18 protein-coding genes are annotated in these 21689 nt (G+C 60.2%); 11 read left to right on the top strand and 7 right to left on the bottom strand.

Going from position 1 to position 21689, the window contains the following annotated elements; translation table 11 throughout:
• Positions 1–54 precede the first annotated feature (54 nt).
• The gene (locus EKL02_RS09710) at positions 55–1101 is read left to right on the top strand and encodes a hypothetical protein (RefSeq protein WP_128901858.1); all 1047 of its coding nucleotides are present in this window, start codon (positions 55–57) and stop codon (positions 1099–1101) included.
• Between the two features lie 8 nt (positions 1102–1109).
• On the opposite strand, the gene EKL02_RS09705 is transcribed toward EKL02_RS09710, so the two are convergent.
• The gene (locus tag EKL02_RS09705) at positions 1110–1307 is read right to left on the bottom strand and encodes a YjfB family protein (RefSeq protein ID WP_128901857.1); all 198 of its coding nucleotides are present in this window, start codon (positions 1305–1307) and stop codon (positions 1110–1112) included.
• A 223-nt stretch (positions 1308–1530) separates the two neighbouring features.
• On the opposite strand from EKL02_RS09705, the gene EKL02_RS09700 reads away from it, so the two are divergent.
• From EKL02_RS09700 to EKL02_RS09685, 4 genes are all read left to right on the top strand, one after another.
• Complete coding sequence (locus tag EKL02_RS09700) at positions 1531–3477, top strand: serine protein kinase (RefSeq protein ID WP_128901856.1); 1947 nt, start codon at positions 1531–1533, stop codon at positions 3475–3477.
• An 83-nt stretch (positions 3478–3560) separates the two neighbouring features.
• A complete protein-coding gene (locus EKL02_RS09695) occupies positions 3561–4721 on the top strand; it encodes a DUF444 family protein (RefSeq protein ID WP_128901855.1) in 1161 nt (386 codons plus the stop codon).
• Positions 4718–6136 (top strand): SpoVR family protein, encoded by a 1419-nt coding sequence (locus EKL02_RS09690; RefSeq protein ID WP_128901854.1) that lies wholly within the window; start codon positions 4718–4720, stop codon positions 6134–6136. Before EKL02_RS09695 ends, EKL02_RS09690 begins: the two co-directional genes overlap by 4 nt.
• A 107-nt stretch (positions 6137–6243) precedes the next feature.
• The gene (locus tag EKL02_RS09685) at positions 6244–7035 is read left to right on the top strand and encodes a ferredoxin--NADP reductase (protein ID WP_128901853.1); all 792 of its coding nucleotides are present in this window, start codon (positions 6244–6246) and stop codon (positions 7033–7035) included.
• 62 nt (positions 7036–7097) lie between these two features.
• On the opposite strand, the gene EKL02_RS09680 is transcribed toward EKL02_RS09685, so the two are convergent.
• The 5 genes from EKL02_RS09680 to EKL02_RS09660 form a co-directional block, all read right to left on the bottom strand.
• Entirely contained in the window at positions 7098–7829 is a 732-nt protein-coding gene (locus EKL02_RS09680; RefSeq protein ID WP_128901852.1) for an ABC transporter ATP-binding protein, read from the bottom strand.
• Complete coding sequence (locus EKL02_RS09675) at positions 7826–8590, bottom strand: ABC transporter ATP-binding protein (RefSeq protein WP_241687673.1); 765 nt, start codon at positions 8588–8590, stop codon at positions 7826–7828. Before EKL02_RS09675 ends, EKL02_RS09680 begins: the two co-directional genes overlap by 4 nt.
• 10 nt (positions 8591–8600) lie before the next feature.
• A complete protein-coding gene (locus tag EKL02_RS09670) occupies positions 8601–9881 on the bottom strand; it encodes a branched-chain amino acid ABC transporter permease (protein WP_241687672.1) in 1281 nt (426 codons plus the stop codon).
• 10 nt (positions 9882–9891) lie between these two features.
• Positions 9892–10839, bottom strand: a complete 948-nt coding sequence (locus EKL02_RS09665; RefSeq protein WP_128901850.1) for a branched-chain amino acid ABC transporter permease — start codon at positions 10837–10839, stop codon at positions 9892–9894.
• Between the two features lie 63 nt (positions 10840–10902).
• The gene (locus tag EKL02_RS09660) at positions 10903–12141 is read right to left on the bottom strand and encodes a branched-chain amino acid ABC transporter substrate-binding protein (protein ID WP_128901849.1); all 1239 of its coding nucleotides are present in this window, start codon (positions 12139–12141) and stop codon (positions 10903–10905) included.
• Between the two features lie 203 nt (positions 12142–12344).
• Here EKL02_RS09660 and EKL02_RS09655 point away from each other — a divergent pair, with 203 nt between their 5' ends.
• The 5 genes from EKL02_RS09655 to EKL02_RS09635 are packed head-to-tail and all read left to right on the top strand — an operon-like array spanning position 12345 to position 15998.
• Positions 12345–13844, top strand: coding sequence for a protein adenylyltransferase SelO (locus EKL02_RS09655; RefSeq protein ID WP_128901848.1), 1500 nt, complete (start codon positions 12345–12347; stop codon positions 13842–13844).
• Positions 13841–14239 (top strand): peptide-methionine (R)-S-oxide reductase MsrB, encoded by a 399-nt coding sequence (gene msrB, locus EKL02_RS09650; RefSeq protein ID WP_128901847.1) that lies wholly within the window; start codon positions 13841–13843, stop codon positions 14237–14239. Before EKL02_RS09655 ends, msrB begins: the two co-directional genes overlap by 4 nt.
• A 29-nt stretch (positions 14240–14268) precedes the next feature.
• Positions 14269–14898 carry a septation protein A gene (locus tag EKL02_RS09645; RefSeq protein WP_128901846.1) on the top strand — a complete coding sequence of 210 codons (630 nt, stop codon included), beginning with the start codon at positions 14269–14271 and terminating at the stop codon, positions 14896–14898.
• Positions 14895–15185: a BolA family protein gene (locus tag EKL02_RS09640; protein ID WP_128901845.1), complete on the top strand. Its 291-nt coding sequence runs from the start codon at positions 14895–14897 to the stop codon at positions 15183–15185. Before EKL02_RS09645 ends, EKL02_RS09640 begins: the two co-directional genes overlap by 4 nt.
• Before the next feature lie 36 nt (positions 15186–15221).
• The gene (locus EKL02_RS09635; protein WP_128901844.1) at positions 15222–15998 is read left to right on the top strand and encodes a peptidylprolyl isomerase; all 777 of its coding nucleotides are present in this window, start codon (positions 15222–15224) and stop codon (positions 15996–15998) included.
• Positions 15999–16082: 84 nt separating this feature from the next.
• Here EKL02_RS09635 and purL read toward each other — a convergent pair whose 3' ends face one another.
• Positions 16083–20093, bottom strand: a complete 4011-nt coding sequence (purL, locus tag EKL02_RS09630; protein ID WP_128901843.1) for a phosphoribosylformylglycinamidine synthase — start codon at positions 20091–20093, stop codon at positions 16083–16085.
• A gap of 316 nt (positions 20094–20409) precedes the next feature.
• Here purL and EKL02_RS09625 point away from each other — a divergent pair, with 316 nt between their 5' ends.
• Positions 20410–21675 (top strand): D-amino acid dehydrogenase, encoded by a 1266-nt coding sequence (locus tag EKL02_RS09625; RefSeq protein WP_128901842.1) that lies wholly within the window; start codon positions 20410–20412, stop codon positions 21673–21675.
• The last annotated feature ends 14 nt before the right edge of the window (positions 21676–21689 follow it).

The raw sequence follows: 21689 nt of genomic DNA, 5'->3' as shown, positions 1-21689 counted from the left end.
TCATTAAGCCAAACCGCTGAATTCGCCCGCAGATCACTTCTGGATGGGAAACGCATGCAATATCGGTATGGTGCAAAGTCCTTGGAACGGAACCAATTCGATGCCGTAAAGGCAAAGTTATTGCATTCACGCGCAATTAATTCCTGCCGCGCCAGCCTTCCTGGCGATTCCAGGAATTATGCCGGTCGCTTTATCGAGTTCGCTGGCAAGATCAGGTTTTTCACCGGAGGTCGGCCCCTTGAAACCGCAAGTGTGCCTCTGCATGCAGGACCGGCCAGCTTGTTGCATGGATATCCAGGGCCTGGAACCGAGTGCCTGCCTCCTGCTCCCGATGCCGCCGTCGTGCCACCAGTTCCTGGCAGCCGCGGCACTCCTCCGCAAGATAATTTTCTTCAAGACACCGCAGACGAAAGCGGACTGCGGGCTGCCGGCGAACATATCTCGACAGCTGTATTGGGCGGCGTGCTGAGCGTGACGGTCGCCATAGCCGCCGGACTCATCGTCGCCAACACAACTGCATTCAAATTGACTGTCGCTCCCGAAATGCATGCGGCGGCCGAGGTAACGAGCAATACGCCTGCCACAACGATAGCGGCAGATGTCGTCGTGGCTCAGCCGGCGAGGACGATACAGGCGCCACCGGCGCCGTCCCTGTCCATATCAAAACAGGAAAGCCAGCGCACGGAAAGTCCTCTACGTTTATCCACAACTACCACCCGGCGAAAACTCGCCTCGCCCAGTAACAAAGTTCTCCATACCAAGATTGCCAGGCGGGCGGAAAAGCCGAAAATGGCGCGGTCAACGCGTCGAACCGCACCCGCCCCGATAGTACGTACCGCTCAGAAACAACCTGAACCAGTCGTACAAGCATACTCAGAGCCGAACACGCAAATCCGCCCGGCAGTGCCCAGTCTGGCCACCCAATATGCACGCTGCACGCAGCAGCAAGGTTTTTTGCGGCGGGAACGATGCAAATGGGAGGTTTGCGGCGGCAAGTGGGGCAAGCAGGGTTGTCCTGCATACAAGTACAGGGTTGCCCCGGAAATGGGCCTGGGACAGTTTTATCCTGCCGATGCTGTCAGCCAGCGCGAAGGCGGCTAGCCGTATGTTCAGGCAGTGGTATTGATATTGCGCCCCAGATGGTCGGGCAATCTTGGGGCGGTCGCTACGGGAATGGCATCCAGCAAGGCCAAGGCCCCTGCACTTTGTGTATCAAGGGCTTTTTTAAATACGGCAATGCTGACGTCCTGGGCTGTTCTCGTCTGCGCCATGCTGGTGGCAAGACTGGCGATTGATCCGATTTCCATATTTCCCTCTCCCTGACCCTGTACGTCGTTATCGGCAGCAATTAACCCAACTTTAGCCAGGCAACGCAAATTCCGTCCAATTGCCAGCCGGCTACCTTTACTACCCAACGAACAGAGGGGTGCGTTATCGGGCAATCATGTAGAACATTCAAACTATTTCAATGTCCACTCTTTCAATACCCTGAATAATGTATTAAACAACAGGCCGCGGGAGACAGGTGCCATGAACCAGAACAACGTTCTAAACGCAGCGCAACAGGACAGCTTCATGACCAACCTTGTTGCTTTTGCTCAAGAGCATCGCACCCAGCACTGGTCCGGCAAGCTCGGAGACTTCCTGGAAAAAATTCTGCCCGCCGATCCCTATGGCGTCGCGCGCACCTCGCACCAGTATATCTGGGACATGATTCGCTGGACTCGCACCGAGGATGCGGACGGCAACCCCCAATGCCGCCTGTTCCAGGATGAATTGTTCGGGGTCGACGAATCGATTGCCCGGGTCATGGACTATTTCAAGGCGGCTGCAGCCGGTTCCGAAGTCGGTCGGCGCCTGCTCCTGCTGCTGGGCCCGCCCTCGGGCGGCAAGTCCACCCTGGTCATACTGCTGAAGCGCGGCCTGGAAGAGTACAGCTATACGGACGCCGGGGCGATGTACGGGATTGCCGGATGTCCGGTCCACGAATCGCCGCTGCACCTGATACCGCACAGCCTGCGCGCGACCTTTCGCGACACGTATGGTGTGGAAGTCACAGGCGAGGCCTGCCCCTTTTGCCGCAGCCGCCTGGAAGAACAGTACGGCGGCGACTTCATGCAAATGCCGGCCGAGCGCATTTTCATTTCCGAGGCGGACAGAAGCGGCATCGGCACCTATGCGCCCCACGATCCGACGACTGCGGACCTTGCCGACCTGGTCGGATCGGTCGACCTTTCCAAGGTGGCCGAATATGGCGACGAGGGCGACCCCAGGGCGTGGTCATGGTCCGGCGCAGTGTATGCGGCCAGCCGCGGCATGCTTGAAATGATCGAGATACTCAAGGTCAAGCGCGAATTCCTGTACCTCCTGCTGACGCTCACCCAGGAAAAAAACGTCAAGGTGTCCCGCTTCCCGTTGATTTATCTTGATGAGACAATCATTGCCCATACCAACCTGGCTGAGTTCCGCCGGTTTTTGCAGGAAAGTGAAAACGAGGCCCTGCTCGACCGCATGGTCATTATCCAGGTGCCCTACACCCTGAATTACAAGGATGAGGCGCGCATCTACCGCAAGCTGATTTCCTCGGCCGCGCCCGCCTTTCGTGAAGTGCACCTGGATCCGCATGTGCTGCACGCGGCTGCCGTATTCGCGACCCTGACCCGGCTACAGGATGCCGACGACAAGGAGTCCGACCTTGGCCGGAAATTGCGTATCCATGCTGGCGAGGACGTCGAAGGCGTCAACCGCGGCGAAGCCGAGCGCATGAAACACAAAGGCGCAGAGGAAGGCCTGGGCGGCGTCTCGCCGCGCTTCGTCATCAACGCACTTTCCAATGCCATCATCCGCTCCGACAGCAATAGCCTGACCACGATGGATGTCCTGCTGGCCTTGAAGGACGCCATCGAAAACGATGCCCGCATCGACCCGAAGAAGAAGCGCAAGTGGGTGGATTACCTCGTGCTGTCACGCAAGCATTTCTATAACCGCTGGGTCAAGGAAGATGTCTACAAGGCCCTGTTCGTCTCCTTTGAACAGGAAGCCCAGGATTTGCTGGATAAATATCTCGATGAGGTGGAAGCCAGCATGGACAACCGGCCGGTGCGCGACCCCATCACCAGCGAGGAACGCAAGCCGGATGAACGATTCTTGCGCACCGTCGAGGAAACGATTCATATCACCGACTCCGGCAAACAATCCTTCCGCCAGGAAGTCGTACGCAAGGCCATGGGGGCATTCAAACGCGGTGAAAAATTCACGCTCGACAGTCATGCCCTGTTGCACGAGGCAGTCCAGCAATATCTCTTCGAGCAGCGCCGTGATGTCTTGCGCCTGGTAAGTTCGAGCATGCGGCCGGATGATGATGTCCGACAAAAGATCTCCGTGGTAGAGCAGCGCCTGGTCGGGGAATACGGTTACGATGCCCATAGCGCGCGCGAAGCCTTGAACTACGTAACCACCCTGCTGGCACAGGAATGACCGCGACCGGTTTGCCGCGAATGCGACGCGCCAGGCCAATCGGCTAGTCAGGATACAAGATGGGTCGTCACCTCAGGATTTGCATGGAAACACCCTGGTACGAGCTGTTCTCGCGGGGCGCCCGCGACATGTTGCGCCACAATGAAAAAGTGCGCCAAGGTGTCCGGGACAATCTTGCCAACCTGATCGCCGGCCCGGACCTGATTACCGGCCCCCAGCAGGACAAGACCGTGCAAGTGCCGGTACGCATGCTCGAGCATGCCCGCTTCCGCCTGGCCCAAGGTACAGAGGAAGTGCCCACCGCCGCCGGCCAGGGTGCTGCCCAGCCGGGCGATGTCCTGCGCCATGCGCCGCGCATGCCGCCGCACGAAGAGGCGGGCCAAGGCGGCCGGGGCGAAGGCGAAGTCCAGCTACTGATGGAGCTGAAGGTTGACGATATCATGGACTGGCTATGGGAAGAAATGCGCTTGCCGGACATGGCGCCGCAACGCATGGCGGCCATCGAAGAACGCGAATATGTGCGCGAAGGCTGGGACCGTCACGGTGCGCGTGCCCGCCTGGACCGCCGCCGCACGATCAAGGAAGCGATCAAGCGCCGTGCCATCCAGCCGGGCGGCGCGCCCTTCTCAAACGAGGATCTGCGCTTTCGCCAGCTGGTGCAGCGGAAAAGGCCGACCACCAACGCGGTCGTCCTGTTTGCTCTCGATGTCTCCGCCAGCATGACCGATGCGGAGCGCAAGCTGGCGAAGACCTTTTTCTTCTTTGCGCTTCAGGGCATACGCCGCAAATATGCCAAGGTTGAAACCCGCTTCATCGCGCACACCACGCATGCCTGGGAATTTTCTGAAAGTGAGTTCTTCCAGGTTTCCGGCGTCGGCGGAACGGGGGCTTCCAGTGCTTTCAGGCTTGCGCAGGAAATGCTCGATGAAGATTACGACCCGCATCAATACAATATTTATCTCTTCTATGCCTCGGATGGCGAAAATTTCACCGAGGATCGCATTCCTGCCACCGAAACGCTCACCAGCCTTCTGAAGCAAGTGAATTACGTCGGCTATGTCGAAACCACGCCGGGTTCGCTGCGCACGACCAATACTGAAATGAAGGCCATCTGCGCGGCGCTCGAGCAAAGCGGCCTGCCGATCGCCACGAGCGTGCTGGGCCGGCCAGACGATGTCTGGAAAGCGATTAGAAAATTTTTCATATCGCAAACGGAAGGCAGCGCAAGCCTGGAACCGCCATGACCGCAAAGATAAAGACCACGCCTGAACAGCTGGATGACTATACGCGGCGCATCGAGCATCTGGCAGAGCGACTTGGCCTGGATTTTTATCCGGTCGACTTCGAACTCGTGCCGGACAACTTCATGACGGAGATTGCCGTCTACGGCTTGCCGGTGCGCATGCCGCACTGGTCGTTTGGCATACGCTTCATTCATCAGTTGATCCAGCAAGGCATGGGGCATTCCCGCATATTTGAAGTCATGTTTCCCGGCGACCCCTGCCACGCTTACCTGGTCAATGGCAATTCCCTGGCTGAAAACACCCTGGTGGTCGCACACGTGCTGGGCCATGCCGATTTTGCCAAGAACAATCACCTGTTTCGCAAATTCATGGAGATGGCCGGCGGTCACATCCTTGAACAGGCTGCCTCGCGGGCCCATGCCATTGAAATGGCGCTGGAGCGGCATGGGCAGGAAAAGGTCGAAGCAGTGCTGGATGCCGCGCTGGCCCTTGAGCCGCATGTCGACTTCAACCAGGAATTGCATCGGGAAGCATCGAAGTCGGCGCCAGCGCCGGCCGCCACGGCGAAAGCACCGCTTTCAGCAATGCAAGCTGAACTGTTTCATCAACGTTATCGGGAATTGCCGGGCGAGTCCGGCGAACTGGCACTGGCGCCGATGTCATCTCCGCCAGTCCAGCCGCGGATAGCCGAATACGATTTATTATGGTTCATTGCCCAGCATGCGCCGGAAATGGCAGGATGGGAACGCGACATCTTTCTCGCAGTGCGTGAAGAGTCCTTTTATTTCTATCCCGTTTATGCCTGTCAGATCATGAACGAAGGCTGGGCGTCTTACTGGCACGCGCGGCTGCTGCGGGAAGCCGATTTCCTGCCGCAAGACCTTTACCTCTCCGCCATCAAGGCCCATTCCGATGTCGTGCGCCCGTATGCCGGAGAACGGCAACTTTCGCTATCGGTGAATCCCTACCATCTCGGCTTTTCCATGTGGGAAAACATCGTCGAACAGCATGGCATTGACGTTGCCAGGCGAATTTGCCGTGAAGAAGACGATTTTGGCTTCGTGCGCAATTACCTCGATGCCGAGCTCGCGCAAAAACTCGACCTGTTCGTCTATGTAACCCATGCCGAGGGCGATATCCATGTCGCCAGCCGTGACATTCATGCCATCCGCGAAGCAATCCTTGCCCCGAAATTCAACTATGGCGCACCGCGCATTGCCGCCACCGGCATCGGCCAGGACGGCAGCCTGGAATTGACCCATGACCATGGCAGCGATGGCCGGGGCCTCGATGTCACGCGTGCTGATCAGGTGCTGGAATACATTGCGCGCGTCTGGCGGCGGCCCGTGACACTTCACACGGTAGACGAGCGGGGCAATCCACGTGCCATCAGCAGCCGGAAGGCCTTCATCTAGAAAAGTACCCTGCAACTGCTGGCACCACCGGCATTAAGCCCTCCAGATTGTATGATATTCCTGTGGCAAAATTCAGGTTCATCGATCCCGTTGAAGGCATGAAATCCATGCAATCCGCCCTCCAGCCAAACGAACGCGCCACGCTAGAAACCCTTACCGGCATCCGCCACTGGGCCCCGGGCCTGTATTCGTTCACGACCACGCGTCCGCCGGACTATCGCTTCATTGCTGGCCAGTATGCCCGGCTGGGCTTGCACAACGCGGTAGGCAACGTTGTGTGGCGCGCCTACTCGATCGTCTCCGCCACGAGCGCAACACATCTTGAGTATTACGTCATCGACGTGCCGGGCGGCGCCTTTACTTCCACCCTGCAACGTCTTGTTCCCGGCGACACTATCCTGCTGGACCGGCAAACCCATGGCGCGATGACGCCGGATCGTTTTGCCGATGGGGAGGATTTATGGATGCTGTCTACGGGGACCGGCCTGGGTCCGTTCATTGCCATCCTGCGCGAACCGATGGTCTGGCAGCGCTTTCGCCAACTCTTGGTGGTGCACTCCACGCGCACCGCAAAGGAGTTTTCCTATCAAGATGAATTGCTGGAAGCTGAACGGCAATATGCCAATGCGCCGGCGCGCCTGCGCATTTTGCGGACCAGTACGCGCGATGACGTGGAACCTGCTCATGCCAGCCATTTGCGCGGACGCATTACCACCCTGCTGACCAATGGCGAACTGGAGCGGCACGCCGGCCTGAGTCTGCAGGCTGAAAACTCGCGTGTCATGCTATGCGGCAATCCAGCTATGACGGATGAAATGCGCGAACTGCTCAAGCAACGCGGCCTGCGGCCCTGCCGTCGCGACATGCCCGGCCAATACGTCGCTGAAAATTACTGGTAAATGCCAATACGGAGTTGGCCGGCCACCGCATACGAGGGCCAATTGCGGCAAGTTTCTTGCACTCAGATTTCCAGCCACTCGCGGCGCACCGGCGCATTAGCGCCCAGTTCAGCCGGCGTACCTTCGAATACCACCTGTCCCCGCCCAAGAATGTAGAGGCGCTGCGATATCTCCAGCGCCATTGCCAGCTTTTGCTCGACCAGCAGCACCGCCACACCGCGCTGCTGCAGGAACAGCAGAAACTGCGCAACCTGTTCCACCACTTGCGGCGCCAGGCCCTCGGTCGGTTCGTCCACCAGCACGACGCACGGATTTCCCATCAGCGTGCGGCACAATGCCAGTATTTGCTGCTCGCCGCCGGAAAGCACGCCGGCCTGGGTATCGGCGCGTTCGCCAAGGCGGGGAAAGAGCCGGTACATGTCGTCGGTGCGCCAGGGAGACAGGCTCCCGCTACCAGCTTGCGGATTGACGTTGTAGCCGGGCTTTTGTCCGAGGAGAAGGTTTTGTTCGACAGTCAAGGTGGGAAACACATCGCGGCTCTCCGGCACATAGCCAATGCCCCTGCGCGCCACCTCGAACGGTTTCAGGCCAACGAGTTCCTTGCCGGCGAACCGGATGGCCCCCCGAACCTCGACCAATCCCATTGCCGCCTTGACGAGTGTCGAGCGGCCAGCGCCATTGCGCCCCAGCAGGCCGACGATTTCCCCCGGCTTGACGTGCAAATCGATCCCGCGCAATACCTGGCTCTTGCCGTAAAAGGCATCCACGCCTGCAAATTCGAGCAATGCCGTCATGCCCGATCCTGCACGGCATGTTTGCCAAGATACGCTTCCTGCACCGCCGCATTGGCGCGCACCGCCGCCGGCGCATCGCATGCTAGGAGTTCACCGCCCACCAGCACGGCAATGCGATCGGCCAGGCCAAATGCCACGCCCATGTCATGCTCCACCATGAGCAGCGTCTTGCCGGCGGTCACCGTGCGGATCAAAGCCATCGTTGCATCGGATTCGGAGCGGCTCATGCCGGCGGTGGGTTCGTCCAGCAGGATGACTTCCGCACCGCCGGCTATCGTAATGCCGATTTCCAGCGCGCGCTGCCCGGCATACGTGAGCATCCCGGCAGACCTGTCCCGGTGCGCTTGCAAGCCGATCAATTCCATGACGGCGTCAGCGCGCTCCCGTGCGTCGCGCAAGCCATTCAGGCGCTGCCAGAAGGAATGGCGATAGCCGAGCGGCCACAACAGTGCGCAGCGCAGGTTTTCATGGACGGATAGATGGTGAAAGATATTCGATACCTGGAAGCTGCGCGACAGGCCGAGGCGGTTGATCTCGAAGGGTTTTTTGCCTGCGATTGCTTGCCCGCGCAAAAGGACTTCCCCGGCATCCGGCCGGACCAGGCCGGAGATCAGGTTGAACAGCGTGGACTTGCCAGCGCCATTGGGGCCGATGAGCGCCAGGCGCTCGCCCTCGTCGATCCGCAGGCTCACGCCGTTGATAACGGCAGTCTTGCCGAAATGCTTGCGCACGTCCCGCAATTCGAGTGCTGGCGGCTTCAAGTACGCTCCTTCATGCGCCGCCGCCGCTGCCAAGGCCAAGCGCATCGCAGTGCCGGCGAAAACCCGGCAGCAGCCGCATGAACGCAACTGCTCCCGCTGCCAGAAGAATCGTCCCGAAAATCCACCACGCAGGCCTGGCCGCGTCCAGCAGCACTCCGAACAGGTTCACTGTGCTGCCATCCGCAGCTGCCAGGCTGCGCCGGTACAGCATCTCGATCAGCATCACCGTTCCGGCCAAAATAGCCAGCGCCGCAGCGGCCAGTGCGGCCCAAAGCCCCAGCAAGCCGGCGCTGGCGGCAAAGCCCTCCCGACACACCGCTTGCAGCAGCTCCAGCAACCGGCTTGCTATTCCAGCCAGCCCGCCCGGTGCGCACATGACCATCAGGATGAATACTGCGCCGAGATAGAACTGCCATGCCCCGGTATAGGTCGACAGCACGACCGTCAGGAACACACCGGCGACAGCACCCAGCAGCGGTCCGAAAAAGTGCCCGATGCCACCGATAAAACAGAACAGCAGGACACCGGCCGAACGGGCCACGCCGATATTCTCGGCGCCGACGATTTCAAAATTCAGCGCTGCAAGACCGCCCGAGACGCCGGCAAAGAAGGCCGACAACACCAGCGTCAGAAAACGCACGTGGCGCGGATCGTAACCGATGAATTCGGCACGCTGCGGATTGTCGCGCACGGCATTCAGGATCCGCCCGAGCGGCGTGCGGGTAAATCCGTACATCGCGGCGCTACAACAGAACAGCCAGGCAGCGATCAGGTAATACACTTCGATCTGGGGACCAAAGCTGATGCCGAAGAAAGGCGCACCGATGACCCGGTTGCCGGATATGCCGCCCTCGCCGCCGAAAAAACCCGGGAACATCAGGGCGCTGGCGAACACCAGTTCCACCATGCCCAGGGTGATCATGGCAAAGCCCGTGCCGGACTTGCGCGTCGAGATATAGGCGAACACCAGCCCGAAGGCTACGCCACCCACGCCGCCGGCCAGCGGCACCAGGGCCACCGGCAAGGGCAAGCTGCCGTCTGCCGCCAGGTTGAGCGCATGGATTGCCGTGTACGCACCCAGGCCCGAATAAACCGCATGGCCGAAACTGAGCATGCCGCCCTGCCCCAGCAGCATGTTGTAAGACAGGGCAAACACCATGGCCGTGCCCATCTGCGACAGTATCGACAAGCCCGCGCCCTGGGAAAACAGCAGGGGTGCGACCAGCAATGCAAACGCATAGCCGCCCCACACCAGCACATTGCCGGCGCTCCGGGAGGAAATGCGTGTCACGCGCACCGCCTCAACTTTCCCGTACGCCGAGCAAGCCGCGCGGCCGCAACAGCATCACGATCACCAGCAGCAGGTACGGCAGGATGGGTGCGACCTCCGCCACAGTCAATTTGAACAGGCGCAGGCGCGTCAGTGCTTGCGGCGCCTCGACGCCAAGCGCCTGCAGCAGTCCGGCAAGGGAAAAATCCAGCGCCACCGCAAAGGTTTGCAACAGGCCGATCAGGAGCGATGCGATGAAGGCGCCAGCGAGCGAACCCAGGCCGCCGACCACGACCACCACGAAAATGATGCTGCCGACGGCTGCCGCCATCGCCGGCTCGGTCACGAATGCATTGCCGCCGATGACACCAGCCAGTCCCGCCAGCGCGCAGCCGCCGCCAAACACCAGCATCGTCACGCGCGGCACGTCATGGCCGAGCGATTCAACCATGTGCGGGTGGGTCAACGCAGCCTGTATCACCAGGCCGATGCGGGTTTTTTTCAACAAAAGGTAAATCGAGAGCAGCATCAGCGCCGCCACCAGCATCATGAAACCGCGATAGGCCGGAAAGGTGGTGCCGTAGAGCGAAAACAGCGGCCGGTCCAGCACCGCCGGCACCTGGTAAGGCACGGCAGCGCGCCCCCAGGCCAGTTGCACGAACTCGACCAGCAAGTATGACAGTCCAAACGTAAACAGCAGCTCGGCCAGGTGGCCATGCCTGCGCACCGCACGCAGGCCGAAGCGTTCAATCGCGGCGCCCAGTATTCCCGTCAGCGCAGGCGCCATGAAAAGCGCGGTCCAATAACCGGTGTGGCTGCTGATGGCATAGGCCAGGTAGGCGCCCAGCATATAAAAACTGGCATGGGCAAAATTGAGTACACCCATCATGCTGAAAATCAGCGTCAGGCCTGCCGACAACAGGAACAGCAGCAAGCCGTAGCTCAAGCCGTTCAACAGGGTAATCAGGGTGAATTCCACGTGGGGCGGCGCGACTTCGTTAAAATGAAGTCGCTATTCTAGCGGATGGGCCCTGCCCCGGCCTCACTCCGGCCGCTTCATCTGGCAACTCGTTGGCTGGCTGGCGACATCGCTGGCGATCTTTTTCTCGGTTTTCCAGCCATAGCCGGTGTCTTCGCGGCCAAAGCGCACTTCCTTGCCATCGACCTTGTGCCAGCTCGCGACATACAGCGGCTGCTGCAGCTGATGGTCGGCCCGGCGCATCTCCACTTCGCCGTTCAGGCTTTCCATCTTCATCCCGGACATGCGTTGCGCCACCTTGAGCGGATCGGTCGAGCCGCCTTCGCGTATGGCTTTGGCCAGCATGGCAGTGGCCGTATAGGTCGCGATGCCATAGAAATCGTCGTTGTGCTTCTTCCTGAATGCCGCAACGATCTCGGCGCCGGAATAGGTCTCGTTATTCGCATGCCAGTACGCCACGGTGCGCATGCGTCCCTCCCCGGCTGCACCAATTGCGGTCGGCACGCCGGTAGTGCCGGCGTACAAGGTATAGAAGTTCGCCTTGAGGTCGGCTTCCTTGCCCGCCTTGATCAGCAGCGCCAGGTCGGCGCCCCAGTTGCCGGTGATGACAGTATCCGCGCCAGACGCCTTGATCTTGGCGATATACGGCGCAAAATCCTTGACCTGGCCGATCGGATGCAGATCGTCGCCGACAATTTGCACATCCGGGCGCTTTTGCTTGAGGTATTCCCTCGCCGCGCGCGCCACCTGATGCCCGAAACTATAGTTTTGGCCGATGATATAGACCTTGCTGATTTCCTTGCGTGCCGCCATGTAAGAAGTCAGGGCTTCAAGCTTCATGTCCGAGTTGGCGTCAAAGCGGAAATGCCAGAAACTGCAGCGCGCATTGGTCATGTCAGGATCGCTCGCGCCGTAATTCAGGTACACGACTTCCTTGCCCGGATTGCGCTGGTTATGCTTTTCAATCGCATCAATCAGTGCCAGCCCCACAGCGGAACTGCTGCCCTGGCTGATATAGCGGTAGCCTTTGTCGATCGCGCTTTGCAACAGTATCAGGGTTTCCTGAGGACTTCCCTTGCTGTCGTAACCCGTAACTTCAAACGTGTGCTGTCCGGCCCACTTGCCGGTATTGGCCAGTTCGGCCATGCTTTGCCAGCTTCTCAGCAGGTTTTGACCGACCGGCGCAAAGGGGCCTGACAGCGACTCGATGAAGGCAATCCTGACTTGTTCAGCCCTGGCGGCGGGCGCGGCAAGCGCAATGCCAATGCCTGCGACTGCGGCGATTGCACGAATGGTTAACATGAAAATAGTGCCCCTATTATTTTGCTTATTTGTTACGAAGCATAACCAGTGAAAAAGTTTCTGTAAAGCACTAAATCGGTGCAAAGAACCGTGGATCGCAACCGTAACTTACGCTGCGCCCGAGACCGGTCCCAATGCGGGCGCCGCGATTCTGTCACAATACCCACAATACGTATGCACGAAAGATTTCAGAAGGAATGTCCATGATCGCCCCCGGCTTGCCTGCGGCCACACTGTTGCTGGAACAGTTGCCCTTTAGCCATTCGTTCGGCAGCCTGCCACCCGCATTTTTCACCCGGCTGCAACCGACACCGATGCCGGCACCCTATCTCGTCTGCGCCAGCGAAGCCGCTGCCGCCCTGATCGGTCTGAATCCGGCAGAATTGACGACGCCGGGGTTTGCTGAAACGTTTGCCGGCAACCGCATCCTGCCAGCGACGCAACCGCTGGCAGCAGTCTATTCCGGCCACCAGTTCGGCGTCTGGGCCGGCCAGCTTGGTGATGGCCGGGCCATCCTGCTTGGCGAAGTCGCCGCAGAGGCGCCGGGAGGCGCACTGGAAATCCAGCTCAAGGGCGCAGGCCTTACCCCTTATTCCCGCATGGGTGACGGTCGCGCCGTATTGCGCTCCTCGATCCGCGAATACCTGTGCTCGGAAGCGATGGCTGCGCTTGGCATCCCGACTTCGCGCGCCCTGTGCGTGGTCGGCTCGGACCAGCTCGTCATGCGCGAAACGCCGGAATCCTCGGCGGTAGCAACCCGCCTGGCACCGACCTTCATCCGTTTCGGCTCCTTCGAGCACTGGTATTACCAGGACAAGACCAGCGAGCTGAAGACCCTGGCAGATTACGTCATCGCGCGCTTCTACCCGGAATTGCAGGACGAAGCCAAGCCCTACCAGGCGCTGCTGACCGAAATCACCCGCAGGACCGCGCGCCTGGTGGCGCAGTGGCAGGCGGTTGGCTTCATGCATGGCGTGCTCAACACCGACAACATGTCGATCCTTGGCATTACCATCGACTATGGTCCCTTCGGTTTCATGGAAGCGTTCGACGCCGGCCATATCTGCAACCATAGCGACAGCCAGGGCCGCTATGCCTACGCCATGCAGCCGAAAATCGGCCACTGGAATTGCTACGCCCTGGGGCAGGCGCTGTTACCGCTGATCGGCGAGGTCGACGATGTGCATGCGGCGCTCGCCGGCTATGCCGACGCGTACCAGGAAAAAATCGACGAACTTTTGCATGCAAAGCTCGGATTGCAAAGGCGCGAAGAAGGCGATAGCGCGCTGATCGATGGCATGTTCAAGCTCTTGCAAGACAACCACGCCGACTTCACTTTGTTTTTCCGCCGGCTAGGGGACTTGCAGCAATCGAATCCCGCTGCAGATAGCCCCTTGCGCGACCTCTTCATCGACCGCGCCGCCTTTGATGCATGGGTAGCCCAATATCGGCTAAGATTAGGACAGGAAAGCAGTAACGAAGCGGCACGCCGCGCCGCCATGCATGCGGTTAACCCGAAATACGTCTTGCGCAATTACCTTGCACAGGTTGCCATCGAGAAGGCACAGGACAAGGATTTTTCGGAAATTGCCCGCCTGCAGAAAATCCTGGAACACCCTTTCGACGAGCAACCCGAGCATGAACGCTACGCCGCATTGCCACCCGACTGGGCCAGCCAACTGGAAGTGAGTTGCTCGTCATGACAGATAAAGTGCAAAAGACCGACGCCGAATGGCGCGCGATGCTCGATCCCCTCGAGTACGAAGTCACGCGCCATGCCGCCACGGAGCGCGCCTTCACCGGCCGCTACTGGGACCACCATCAGCAAGGCATCTATACCTGCGTCTGCTGTGGCACGCCGCTGTTCGAATCGGATGCCAAGTTCGATTCCGGCTGTGGCTGGCCCAGCTATTTCCGGCCGCTCGATCCGGACAAGGTCGAGGAACGGGTCGACCGTTCGCACGGCATGGTGCGCACCGAAATCCTGTGCAAGGTCTGCGACGCCCATCTGGGTCACGTATTTCCCGACGGGCCGCCACCGACAGGCCTGCGCTACTGTATCAACTCCGCGTCCCTGCGCTTCGATCCCCAACCTTAAGCGCATTCAGAAACCATTCCCAACTAGCCATGAAGAAATTCCTTTTTGACCTCTTCCCAGTCATACTGTTTTTTGCGATCTTCAAGTGGGGCCAGGGCAACCCTGCCGATGCCCACGCACTTTTAAGTCATTACCTGTCGGGCTTCATGGCCAGCGGAGCCGTCCAGGAAAGCCACGCTCCTATCCTGCTGGCAACAGCAGTAGCCATCCTCGCCACCTTCGGACAAATCGGCTACATGCTGTTAAGGCGCAAGAAAATCGATGCCATGTTGTGGCTTTCGCTGGTGATCATTACCGTCTTTGGCGGCGCCACGATTTATTTCAACAATCCCACATTCATCAAGTGGAAACCGACCATCCTGTACTGGTGCTTCGGCGCAGGGCTCCTGGTCTCGCAATTCCTGTTCCAGAAAAACCTGATCAAGACCATGCTGGGCGCGCAAATCACATTGCCTGAACCAGTCTGGTTCAAGGTCAACCTGTCATGGGCGGCTTTCTTTGCAGTGATGGGTTTCGTCAACCTGGCTGTGGCATTCGCCTTTGGATTGTCGGAGTCGGCCTGGGTGAATTTCAAGCTGTTCGGCTTCACCGCCCTGATGATCATTTTTGTTGTGGGACAAAGCATGTTCCTGTCCAAATACATCAAGGAAACACCATGAGCCCCCGCGAAGAGCGCATCCTTTCCCTTGTCAAGGCAACGTTCGCGCCCATCGAATGTCAGCTTGAGGATGATTCCGCAAAGCATGCTGGCCATGCCGGGGCTGCTTCGGGTGCCGGCCATTATCGCCTGCGCCTTGTTTCCAGCCAGTTTGAGGGGCAAAACCGCATCAACCGCCATAGGCTGGTGTATGATTGCCTACGTGATTTGATGCATGCCGACATACACGCGCTCAACATCATCGCTTTGGCGCCGTCAGAACTTCAAAAACAGACGCCAAGTGTATAATTGACCGTTTTTTAACTTCCCTGTTAGGAAAAAAGAATGACATTTAAACCCGCCCGCTTGCTGGTCGTACTTCTCGCAGCCGCCGCACTGCCCGTCATGGCGCAGAACGTCGCTGTCGTCAACGGCAAGGCGATCCCCTCTTCACGCGTTGAAACCATGGCCAAGCAAATGGCCTCCCAAGGCCAGAAGGACACGCCGGAACTGCGCGCGATGATCAAGGAAGAATTGATCAACCGTGAAATCCTGATGCAGGAAGCCGACAAGAAAGGCCTGTCCAACAGCACCGACGTCAAGAACCAGCTCGACATCGCCCGCCAGGCCATCGTGATCCGTGCCCTGATCGGCGACTTCCTGAAGAAGAACCCGGTTTCCGACGCTGAAATCAAGGCTGAATACGACAAGTTCAAGTCGCAGGCAGGCGACAAGGAATACCTGGCGCGCCACATCCTGGTCGAAAAGGAAGAAGACGCCAAGGCCATCATCGCCAAACTCAAGAGCGGCACCAAGTTCGAAGAACTGGCCAAGCAATCCAAGGATCCGGGTTCGGCTTCCAACGGCGGCAGCCTCGACTGGGCCTCGCCCTCGGCTTTCGTGAAGCCCTTCTCCGACGCCATGGTCGGCCTGTCCAAAGGCCAGGTCACCGAGACGCCGGTCAAGACCCAGTTCGGCTACCACGTCATCAAGCTGGAAGACGTGCGCGCCGCCAAGGTACCGGCAATCGAAGAAGTCAAGCCGCAGATCGCCGAATCGCTGCAGCAAAAGAAATTGCAGGCTTTCCAGAAAGACCTGCGCGACAAGGCCAGCGTCAAGTAAGTCAGCTGTTCGACGTCAGGCAAATAAAAACGGCGCTCCTCGGAGCGCCGTTTTTCATGGCGGGTCGCAACCCGCCCCCTCTGTTTATCCCACCCACTTGCGGGCGTTGCGGAACATGCGCATCCACGGCGCATCCTCGCCCCAGCCCTCGGGATGCCACGAATTGACGGCGCTGCGGAAGACGCGTTCGGCGTGCGGCATCATGACAGTGAAGCGGCCGTCAGCCGTTGTCACCGCGGTGACGCCGTTGGGCGAGCCGTTCGGGTTGTACGGATAGGTTTCGCTGGCCTGGCCGCGGTTGTCGACATAGCGCATTGCGACGATCGCGCGATCGATGTCACCGGTCTGCGAAAAGTCGGCGAAGCCCTCGCCGTGCGCCACTGCGATCGGGGTTTGCGTGCCGGCCATGCCATCGAAAAAGATCGACGGCGAATCCGTCAGTTCCACCATCGCAAAGCGTGCCTCGAACTGCTCCGACTTGTTGCGCGTGAACTTCGGCCAGTCGCGTGCGCCTGGAATGATCGCTTTCAGATTACTCATCATCTGGCAGCCGTTGCAAATGCCCAGGCCGAACGTATCTTCGCGCTGGAAGAACACGGCAAACTCCTCCGCAAGCTTGGCGTTGAACAGGATGGTCTTGGCCCAGCCTTCGCCCGCGCCCAGCACGTCACCGTAGGAGAAGCCGCCGACGGCAATCATGCCCTTGAAGTCGGACAGCCGTGCACGACCGGCGATCAGGTCGCTCATGTGCACGTCGACGGCGGTAAAGCCTGCCTTGTGCATTACATAAGCCGTCTCGATCTGCGAATTGACGCCCTGCTCGCGCAGGATGGCGACCTTGGGCCGCACGCCGCTGGCGATGAAAGGCGCGGCGATGTCCTGCTGCGCATCGAAGGAAATTTTCGGCGAGATGCCAGGGTCTTGCGTATCGAGGATGCGGTCGTATTCGGCGTCGGCGCAAGCCGGGTTGTCGCGCAGGCGGGCAATGCGCCAGGATGTCTCGCTCCAGGCGCGCTGCAGTTCGCTGCGCGGCTGGCTGTAGATGGTCCTGGCATCGCGCATGATCTCGATGACGTCGGTTTCGTTCGGCTTGCCGATGATATGGCTGCAGGCGCCCAGATTGAAGGCGCGCAGCACGTCCATGACTTCGGATTTCTGCGCTGCCTTCACCTGGATCACCGCGCCCAGCTCTTCGTTGAACAGTGCGCGCAGGGTCAGGTCATTGCGGCGCTCGCCCACTTGGGTTGTCCAGTTCTTGGCTTCGCCGCTGTCGGCAGCGTGGCCGTTATCCATGGCGAGGATATCGACATTGAGCGACAGGCCGCTGCGGCCGGCGAAAGCCATTTCGCACAAGGTGGCAAACAGGCCGCCATCGGAACGGTCATGGTAGGCCAGCAGCTTGCCTTCGCGGTTCAGCTGCTGGACCGCATTGAAGAATGCCTTCAGGTCGTCGGCGCTGTCGACATCCGGCGCATCGCAACCGATCTGCTGCATCACCTGCGCAAGGCAGGAGGCGCCCAGGCGGTTCTTGCCGCGGCCAAGGTCGATGGCGATCAGCACGGTGTCGCCGACGTCCTTCTTGATCTGCGGCGTGAGCACGCGGCGGATATCGGCCACCGGCGCAAAGGAAGAGACGATCAGCGACACGGGCGAGGTCACCGCCTTGGCGCCCTCTTCATCCTTCCAGGTGGTGCGCATCGACAGCGAATCCTTGCCCACGGGGATGGATACGCCCAGCGCCGGGCACAGCTCCATGCCCACCGCCTTGACGGTGTCAAACAGCGCGGCATCCTGGCCGGGCTGGCCACAGGCCGCCATCCAGTTGGCGGAGAGCTTGATGTCGGAAATATCGGCGATTGGTGCTGCCGCGATATTGGTGATTGCCTCGCCCACGGCCATGCGGCCGGAGGCGGCGGCATCGATCACTGCCAACGGGGTGCGTTCGCCCATCGCCATGGCTTCGCCAAGATACCCCTCGTAACCCATCGCCGTCACCGCGCAATCGGCCACCGGCACTTGCCATGGGCCGACCATCTGATCGCGCACGGTCATGGCGCCGACGGTGCGGTCGCCAATGGTGATCAGGAACGACTTGTCGGCCACGGTCGGCAGGCGCAGGACGCGCAATGAGGCTTCCAGCAAGTCGATGCCGGTCAGGTCCAGCGGCGGCAATTCGCGCACAATGTGCGTCACCTCGCGGTGCATCTTGGGCGGCTTGCCGAGCAACACATCCATCGGCATGTCGACAGGGTTATTGCCCTGCTCTGGATCAATCACCTTCAACTGGCGTTCTTCGGTCGCGGTGCCGACCACGGCAAAGGGCGCACGCTCGCGCTGGCAGAAGTATTCGAACAGCGGCAGCGATTCCGGCGCGATCGCCAGCACATAGCGCTCCTGCGATTCATTGCTCCAGATTTCCTTGGGCGCTAGGCCGGACTCTTCCAGCGGTACGCGGCGCAAGTCGAAGATCGCCCCGCGCTTCGCATCGTTGGTGATTTCCGGGAAAGCATTGGACAGGCCGCCGGCGCCGACGTCATGGATCGACAGGATCGGGTTGGTATCGCCCATCGCCCAGCAGGCATTGATGACTTCCTGTGCGCGCCGCTCCATTTCCGGGTTGCCGCGCTGGACCGAATCGAAATCCAGGTCAGCCGTATTGGTGCCGGTCGCCATCGACGAAGCGGCGCTGCCGCCCATGCCGATGCGCATGCCCGGGCCGCCCAGCTGGATCAGCAGGCTGCCCACCGGCAAATCGTTCTTCTTGGTGTGTTTCGCCGAAATATTGCCCATGCCGCCGGCAATCATGATGGGCTTGTGGTAACCGGCCACATGGCCGCCGACATTCTGCTCGTAGGTGCGGAAGTAACCGCCCAGGTTGGGCCGGCCGAATTCATTGTTGAACGCCGCGCCGCCAATCGGCCCGTCGATCATGATCTGCAGGGGCGAGGCGATGCGGTCGGGCTTGCCGTAGATGGTTGCTGCGCCGGGCGCGCGCTGGTCGGCCGGCAGCGTGACGTCGCGGGCGTTTTCCCACGGCTGCACCGCATGGGTGATCATCAGGTTGGAGACGGTAAAGCCGGTCAGCCCTGCCTTGGGCTTGGCGCCGCGGCCGGTTGCCCCTTCGTCGCGAATTTCGCCGCCGGCGCCGGTGGAAGCGCCCGGGAAAGGCGAAATCGCCGTCGGGTGGTTGTGCGTCTCGACCTTCATCAGGATGTGGGTCAGTTCTTCCGATGCGGCATACACATTGCCTTCGGCAGCGCCGCGCGGATAGAAGCGCGCAATGCTGGCGCCTTCGATGACCGAGGAATTGTCGCTGTACGCCACCACGGTGCCCCTGGGCTGCAGCTGGTGGGTATTCTTGATCATGGCAAACAGGGATTTATCCTGCTGCACGCCATCGATGGTCCAGTCGGCATTGAAAATCTTGTGGCGGCAATGTTCGCTGTTGGCTTGCGCAAACATCATCAACTCGACGTCGGTCGGATTGCGCTGCGCCTGGGTAAAGGCCTTGACCAGGTAGTCGATTTCATCATCCGACATGGCCAGGCCCAGTTCGGTATTGGCCTGCTCCAGTGCCGCCTTGCCCCCGCCAAGCACATCGACGAACGCCAGCGGCCTGGCTTCGAGTTCGCCAAACAGGCCGGCGGCATCCTCGGGATTGCGCAAGACATTCTCGGTCATGCGGTCATGCAGCAGCGCGGCCACGGCGTCCGGGTCGGACAGCTTCTTGGTGCCGCCCAGCAGGCCGGACTTGACCTGGACGTAATACGCCACGCCGCGCTCGATGCGGTGGATCTGCGCCATGCCGCAATTGCGGGCGATATCGGTGGCCTTGCTGGCCCAGGGCGAAATGGTGCCAAAGCGCGGAATCACGACAAAGCGGTCACCTTCATCCCTGCCATCGAAGATGTCGCCATAGGTCAGCAAGGCTTGCAGGCGGCCCACGTCTTCTTGCGAGGGCGCGGTCGCCGCATCGATGAAATGCAGATAACGGCCGCTGATGCCGACAATGGCCGGATCGATTTCTTGCAGTTTGGATAACAGTCGTTGGCTACGGAAGGCAGACAGGGCATTGGAGCCCGGCAGAATCAGCATGGCGAGAGCAAAGTTGGGGGTTAAGCGGAATCCATGATTATACCTTGATGCCGTGCCGATTCGCCGCTATTGCCCCGGATTCGGCAATGGTGGCTGCTGCCATGCCAGTGAATTTGCCCACCGCTCAGGAGTAGAACCAAAGCAATTTCTTGCTGTCCATGGATTTGCCGGTGGGGCGGGCGGGGCTGTCACAATGTCCACGTCGGCTTCAATCCGATAAATTAAGCCGGCAATCGCCACAAAAGGACGCCGCCGGCATGCTATATTCGCTGCTCTTTTCGGGCTGCGGACAAGCGCACGCATCACCAGTCAATCCATGCCACATCAACAGCAGATCGCAGTAATCGGGGGCGGCGTCATCGGCGTCTGCACCGCCTATTTCCTGGCCGAGGCCGGCTATCAAGTCGTGGTCATCGAGCGCCTGGGCAACGTCGCCGAGAAAGCCAGTTTCGGCAATGCCGGCGTCGTAGCGCCAGGCTACGTGACGCCCTGGGCTGCGCCGGGAATGCCAAAGAAATTACTGTCGACGCTTTTCCGCCCCGAAAGCCCGGTGCTGCTCAAGCCGACGCTCGACCGCGCCTTGTGGCGCTGGGTCCGGATGTGGCTGGCCGAATGCGAACTGGAGCGATTTCGCATCAACAAGGCGCGCATGCAAAGGATTGCCCTTTACAGCCGCGACATCCTGCAGCAGTTGCGGGATCACCATCAACTCGACTATGAGCAAACCAGAGGGTATCTGCAATTGTTCCGCAGCGAGCGCGATATAGCGCTCGCGCAACCCTCGCTCGGCCTGCTCGCCGAGCATGGCATCGCGCACCAGCTGGTCGATGCGGAGCAGGCGCGTGCCATCGAGCCGGCATTGTCTGCCGCAACGCCCCTGGCCGGCGGCCTGCACCTTCCGGACGACGAAGCAGGCAATTGCCCGCTTTTCACCAAGCAGCTGAAAACCATTGCCCAGGACATGGGGGTGGAATTCCACTTCAGCAAAACCGTGACGGCGCTGGAAGTGCAAGGCAAACGTATCGGCATGCGCATCGATGAGCGCGAGTTCAGCGCCGACGCCGTGGTGGTCGCCGCCGGCATCGACAGCGCCCGTCTGCTGGCGCCGCTGGGCATTCGCCTGCCCCTGTATCCGATCAAGGGCTATTCAGCCACGGCATCGATCCGCAATTTCGACGAAGCGCCGCAAGCCGCGCTGATGGATGAATCCTACAAGGTCGCGATCACCCGCATGGGCAGCCGCATCCGCATTGCCGGCCTGGCGGAACTCGGTTCGGTCAGCACCGACCTGCATGAAGTCGCGCTGCGCACCCTGGCCAAGGTTGGCGAAGACTGGTTCCCGGATGCCGCCAATTACAGCAATGCCAGCTACTGGAGCGGCATCCGCCCGATGCTGCCGGATGGGCCGCCGGTGTTGGGCGCCACGCCGATCCGCAATCTCTACGTCAACATCGGCCATGGCTCGACCGGCTGGGCCATGGCCGCCGGCTGCGGCATGGTGTTGGCCGATGTCATTTCGGGACGCACGCCGGAGATCGACATGGAAGGCCTGACACTGGCACGCTACGCGCGCTTACCGTAATATCCGTTAATCCC

Origin of the sequence: Janthinobacterium sp. 17J80-10, from assembly GCF_004114795.1 — a bacterium.
In the GTDB taxonomy this organism is placed as follows: domain Bacteria; phylum Pseudomonadota; class Gammaproteobacteria; order Burkholderiales; family Burkholderiaceae_D; genus Paucimonas.
This window is presented reverse-complemented; position numbering and strand designations above follow the sequence as displayed.

Coding starts and splice junctions, on each gene's coding strand:
- EKL02_RS09635 (WP_128901844.1), top strand. CDS start 15,222: ATGACATTTAAACCCGCCCGCTTGCTGGTCGTACTTCTCGCAGCCGCC.
- msrB (WP_128901847.1), top strand. CDS start 13,841: ATGACAGATAAAGTGCAAAAGACCGACGCCGAATGGCGCGCGATGCTC.
- EKL02_RS09640 (WP_128901845.1), top strand. CDS start 14,895: ATGAGCCCCCGCGAAGAGCGCATCCTTTCCCTTGTCAAGGCAACGTTC.
- purL (WP_128901843.1), bottom strand. CDS start 20,093: ATGCTGATTCTGCCGGGCTCCAATGCCCTGTCTGCCTTCCGTAGCCAA.
- EKL02_RS09690 (WP_128901854.1), top strand. CDS start 4,718: ATGACCGCAAAGATAAAGACCACGCCTGAACAGCTGGATGACTATACG.
- EKL02_RS09680 (WP_128901852.1), bottom strand. CDS start 7,829: ATGACGGCATTGCTCGAATTTGCAGGCGTGGATGCCTTTTACGGCAAG.
- EKL02_RS09700 (WP_128901856.1), top strand. CDS start 1,531: ATGAACCAGAACAACGTTCTAAACGCAGCGCAACAGGACAGCTTCATG.
- EKL02_RS09705 (WP_128901857.1), bottom strand. CDS start 1,307: ATGGAAATCGGATCAATCGCCAGTCTTGCCACCAGCATGGCGCAGACG.
- EKL02_RS09695 (WP_128901855.1), top strand. CDS start 3,561: ATGGAAACACCCTGGTACGAGCTGTTCTCGCGGGGCGCCCGCGACATG.
- EKL02_RS09655 (WP_128901848.1), top strand. CDS start 12,345: ATGATCGCCCCCGGCTTGCCTGCGGCCACACTGTTGCTGGAACAGTTG.
- EKL02_RS09685 (WP_128901853.1), top strand. CDS start 6,244: ATGCAATCCGCCCTCCAGCCAAACGAACGCGCCACGCTAGAAACCCTT.
- EKL02_RS09625 (WP_128901842.1), top strand. CDS start 20,410: ATGCCACATCAACAGCAGATCGCAGTAATCGGGGGCGGCGTCATCGGC.
- EKL02_RS09660 (WP_128901849.1), bottom strand. CDS start 12,141: ATGTTAACCATTCGTGCAATCGCCGCAGTCGCAGGCATTGGCATTGCG.
- EKL02_RS09645 (WP_128901846.1), top strand. CDS start 14,269: ATGAAGAAATTCCTTTTTGACCTCTTCCCAGTCATACTGTTTTTTGCG.
- EKL02_RS09710 (WP_128901858.1), top strand. CDS start 55: ATGCAATATCGGTATGGTGCAAAGTCCTTGGAACGGAACCAATTCGAT.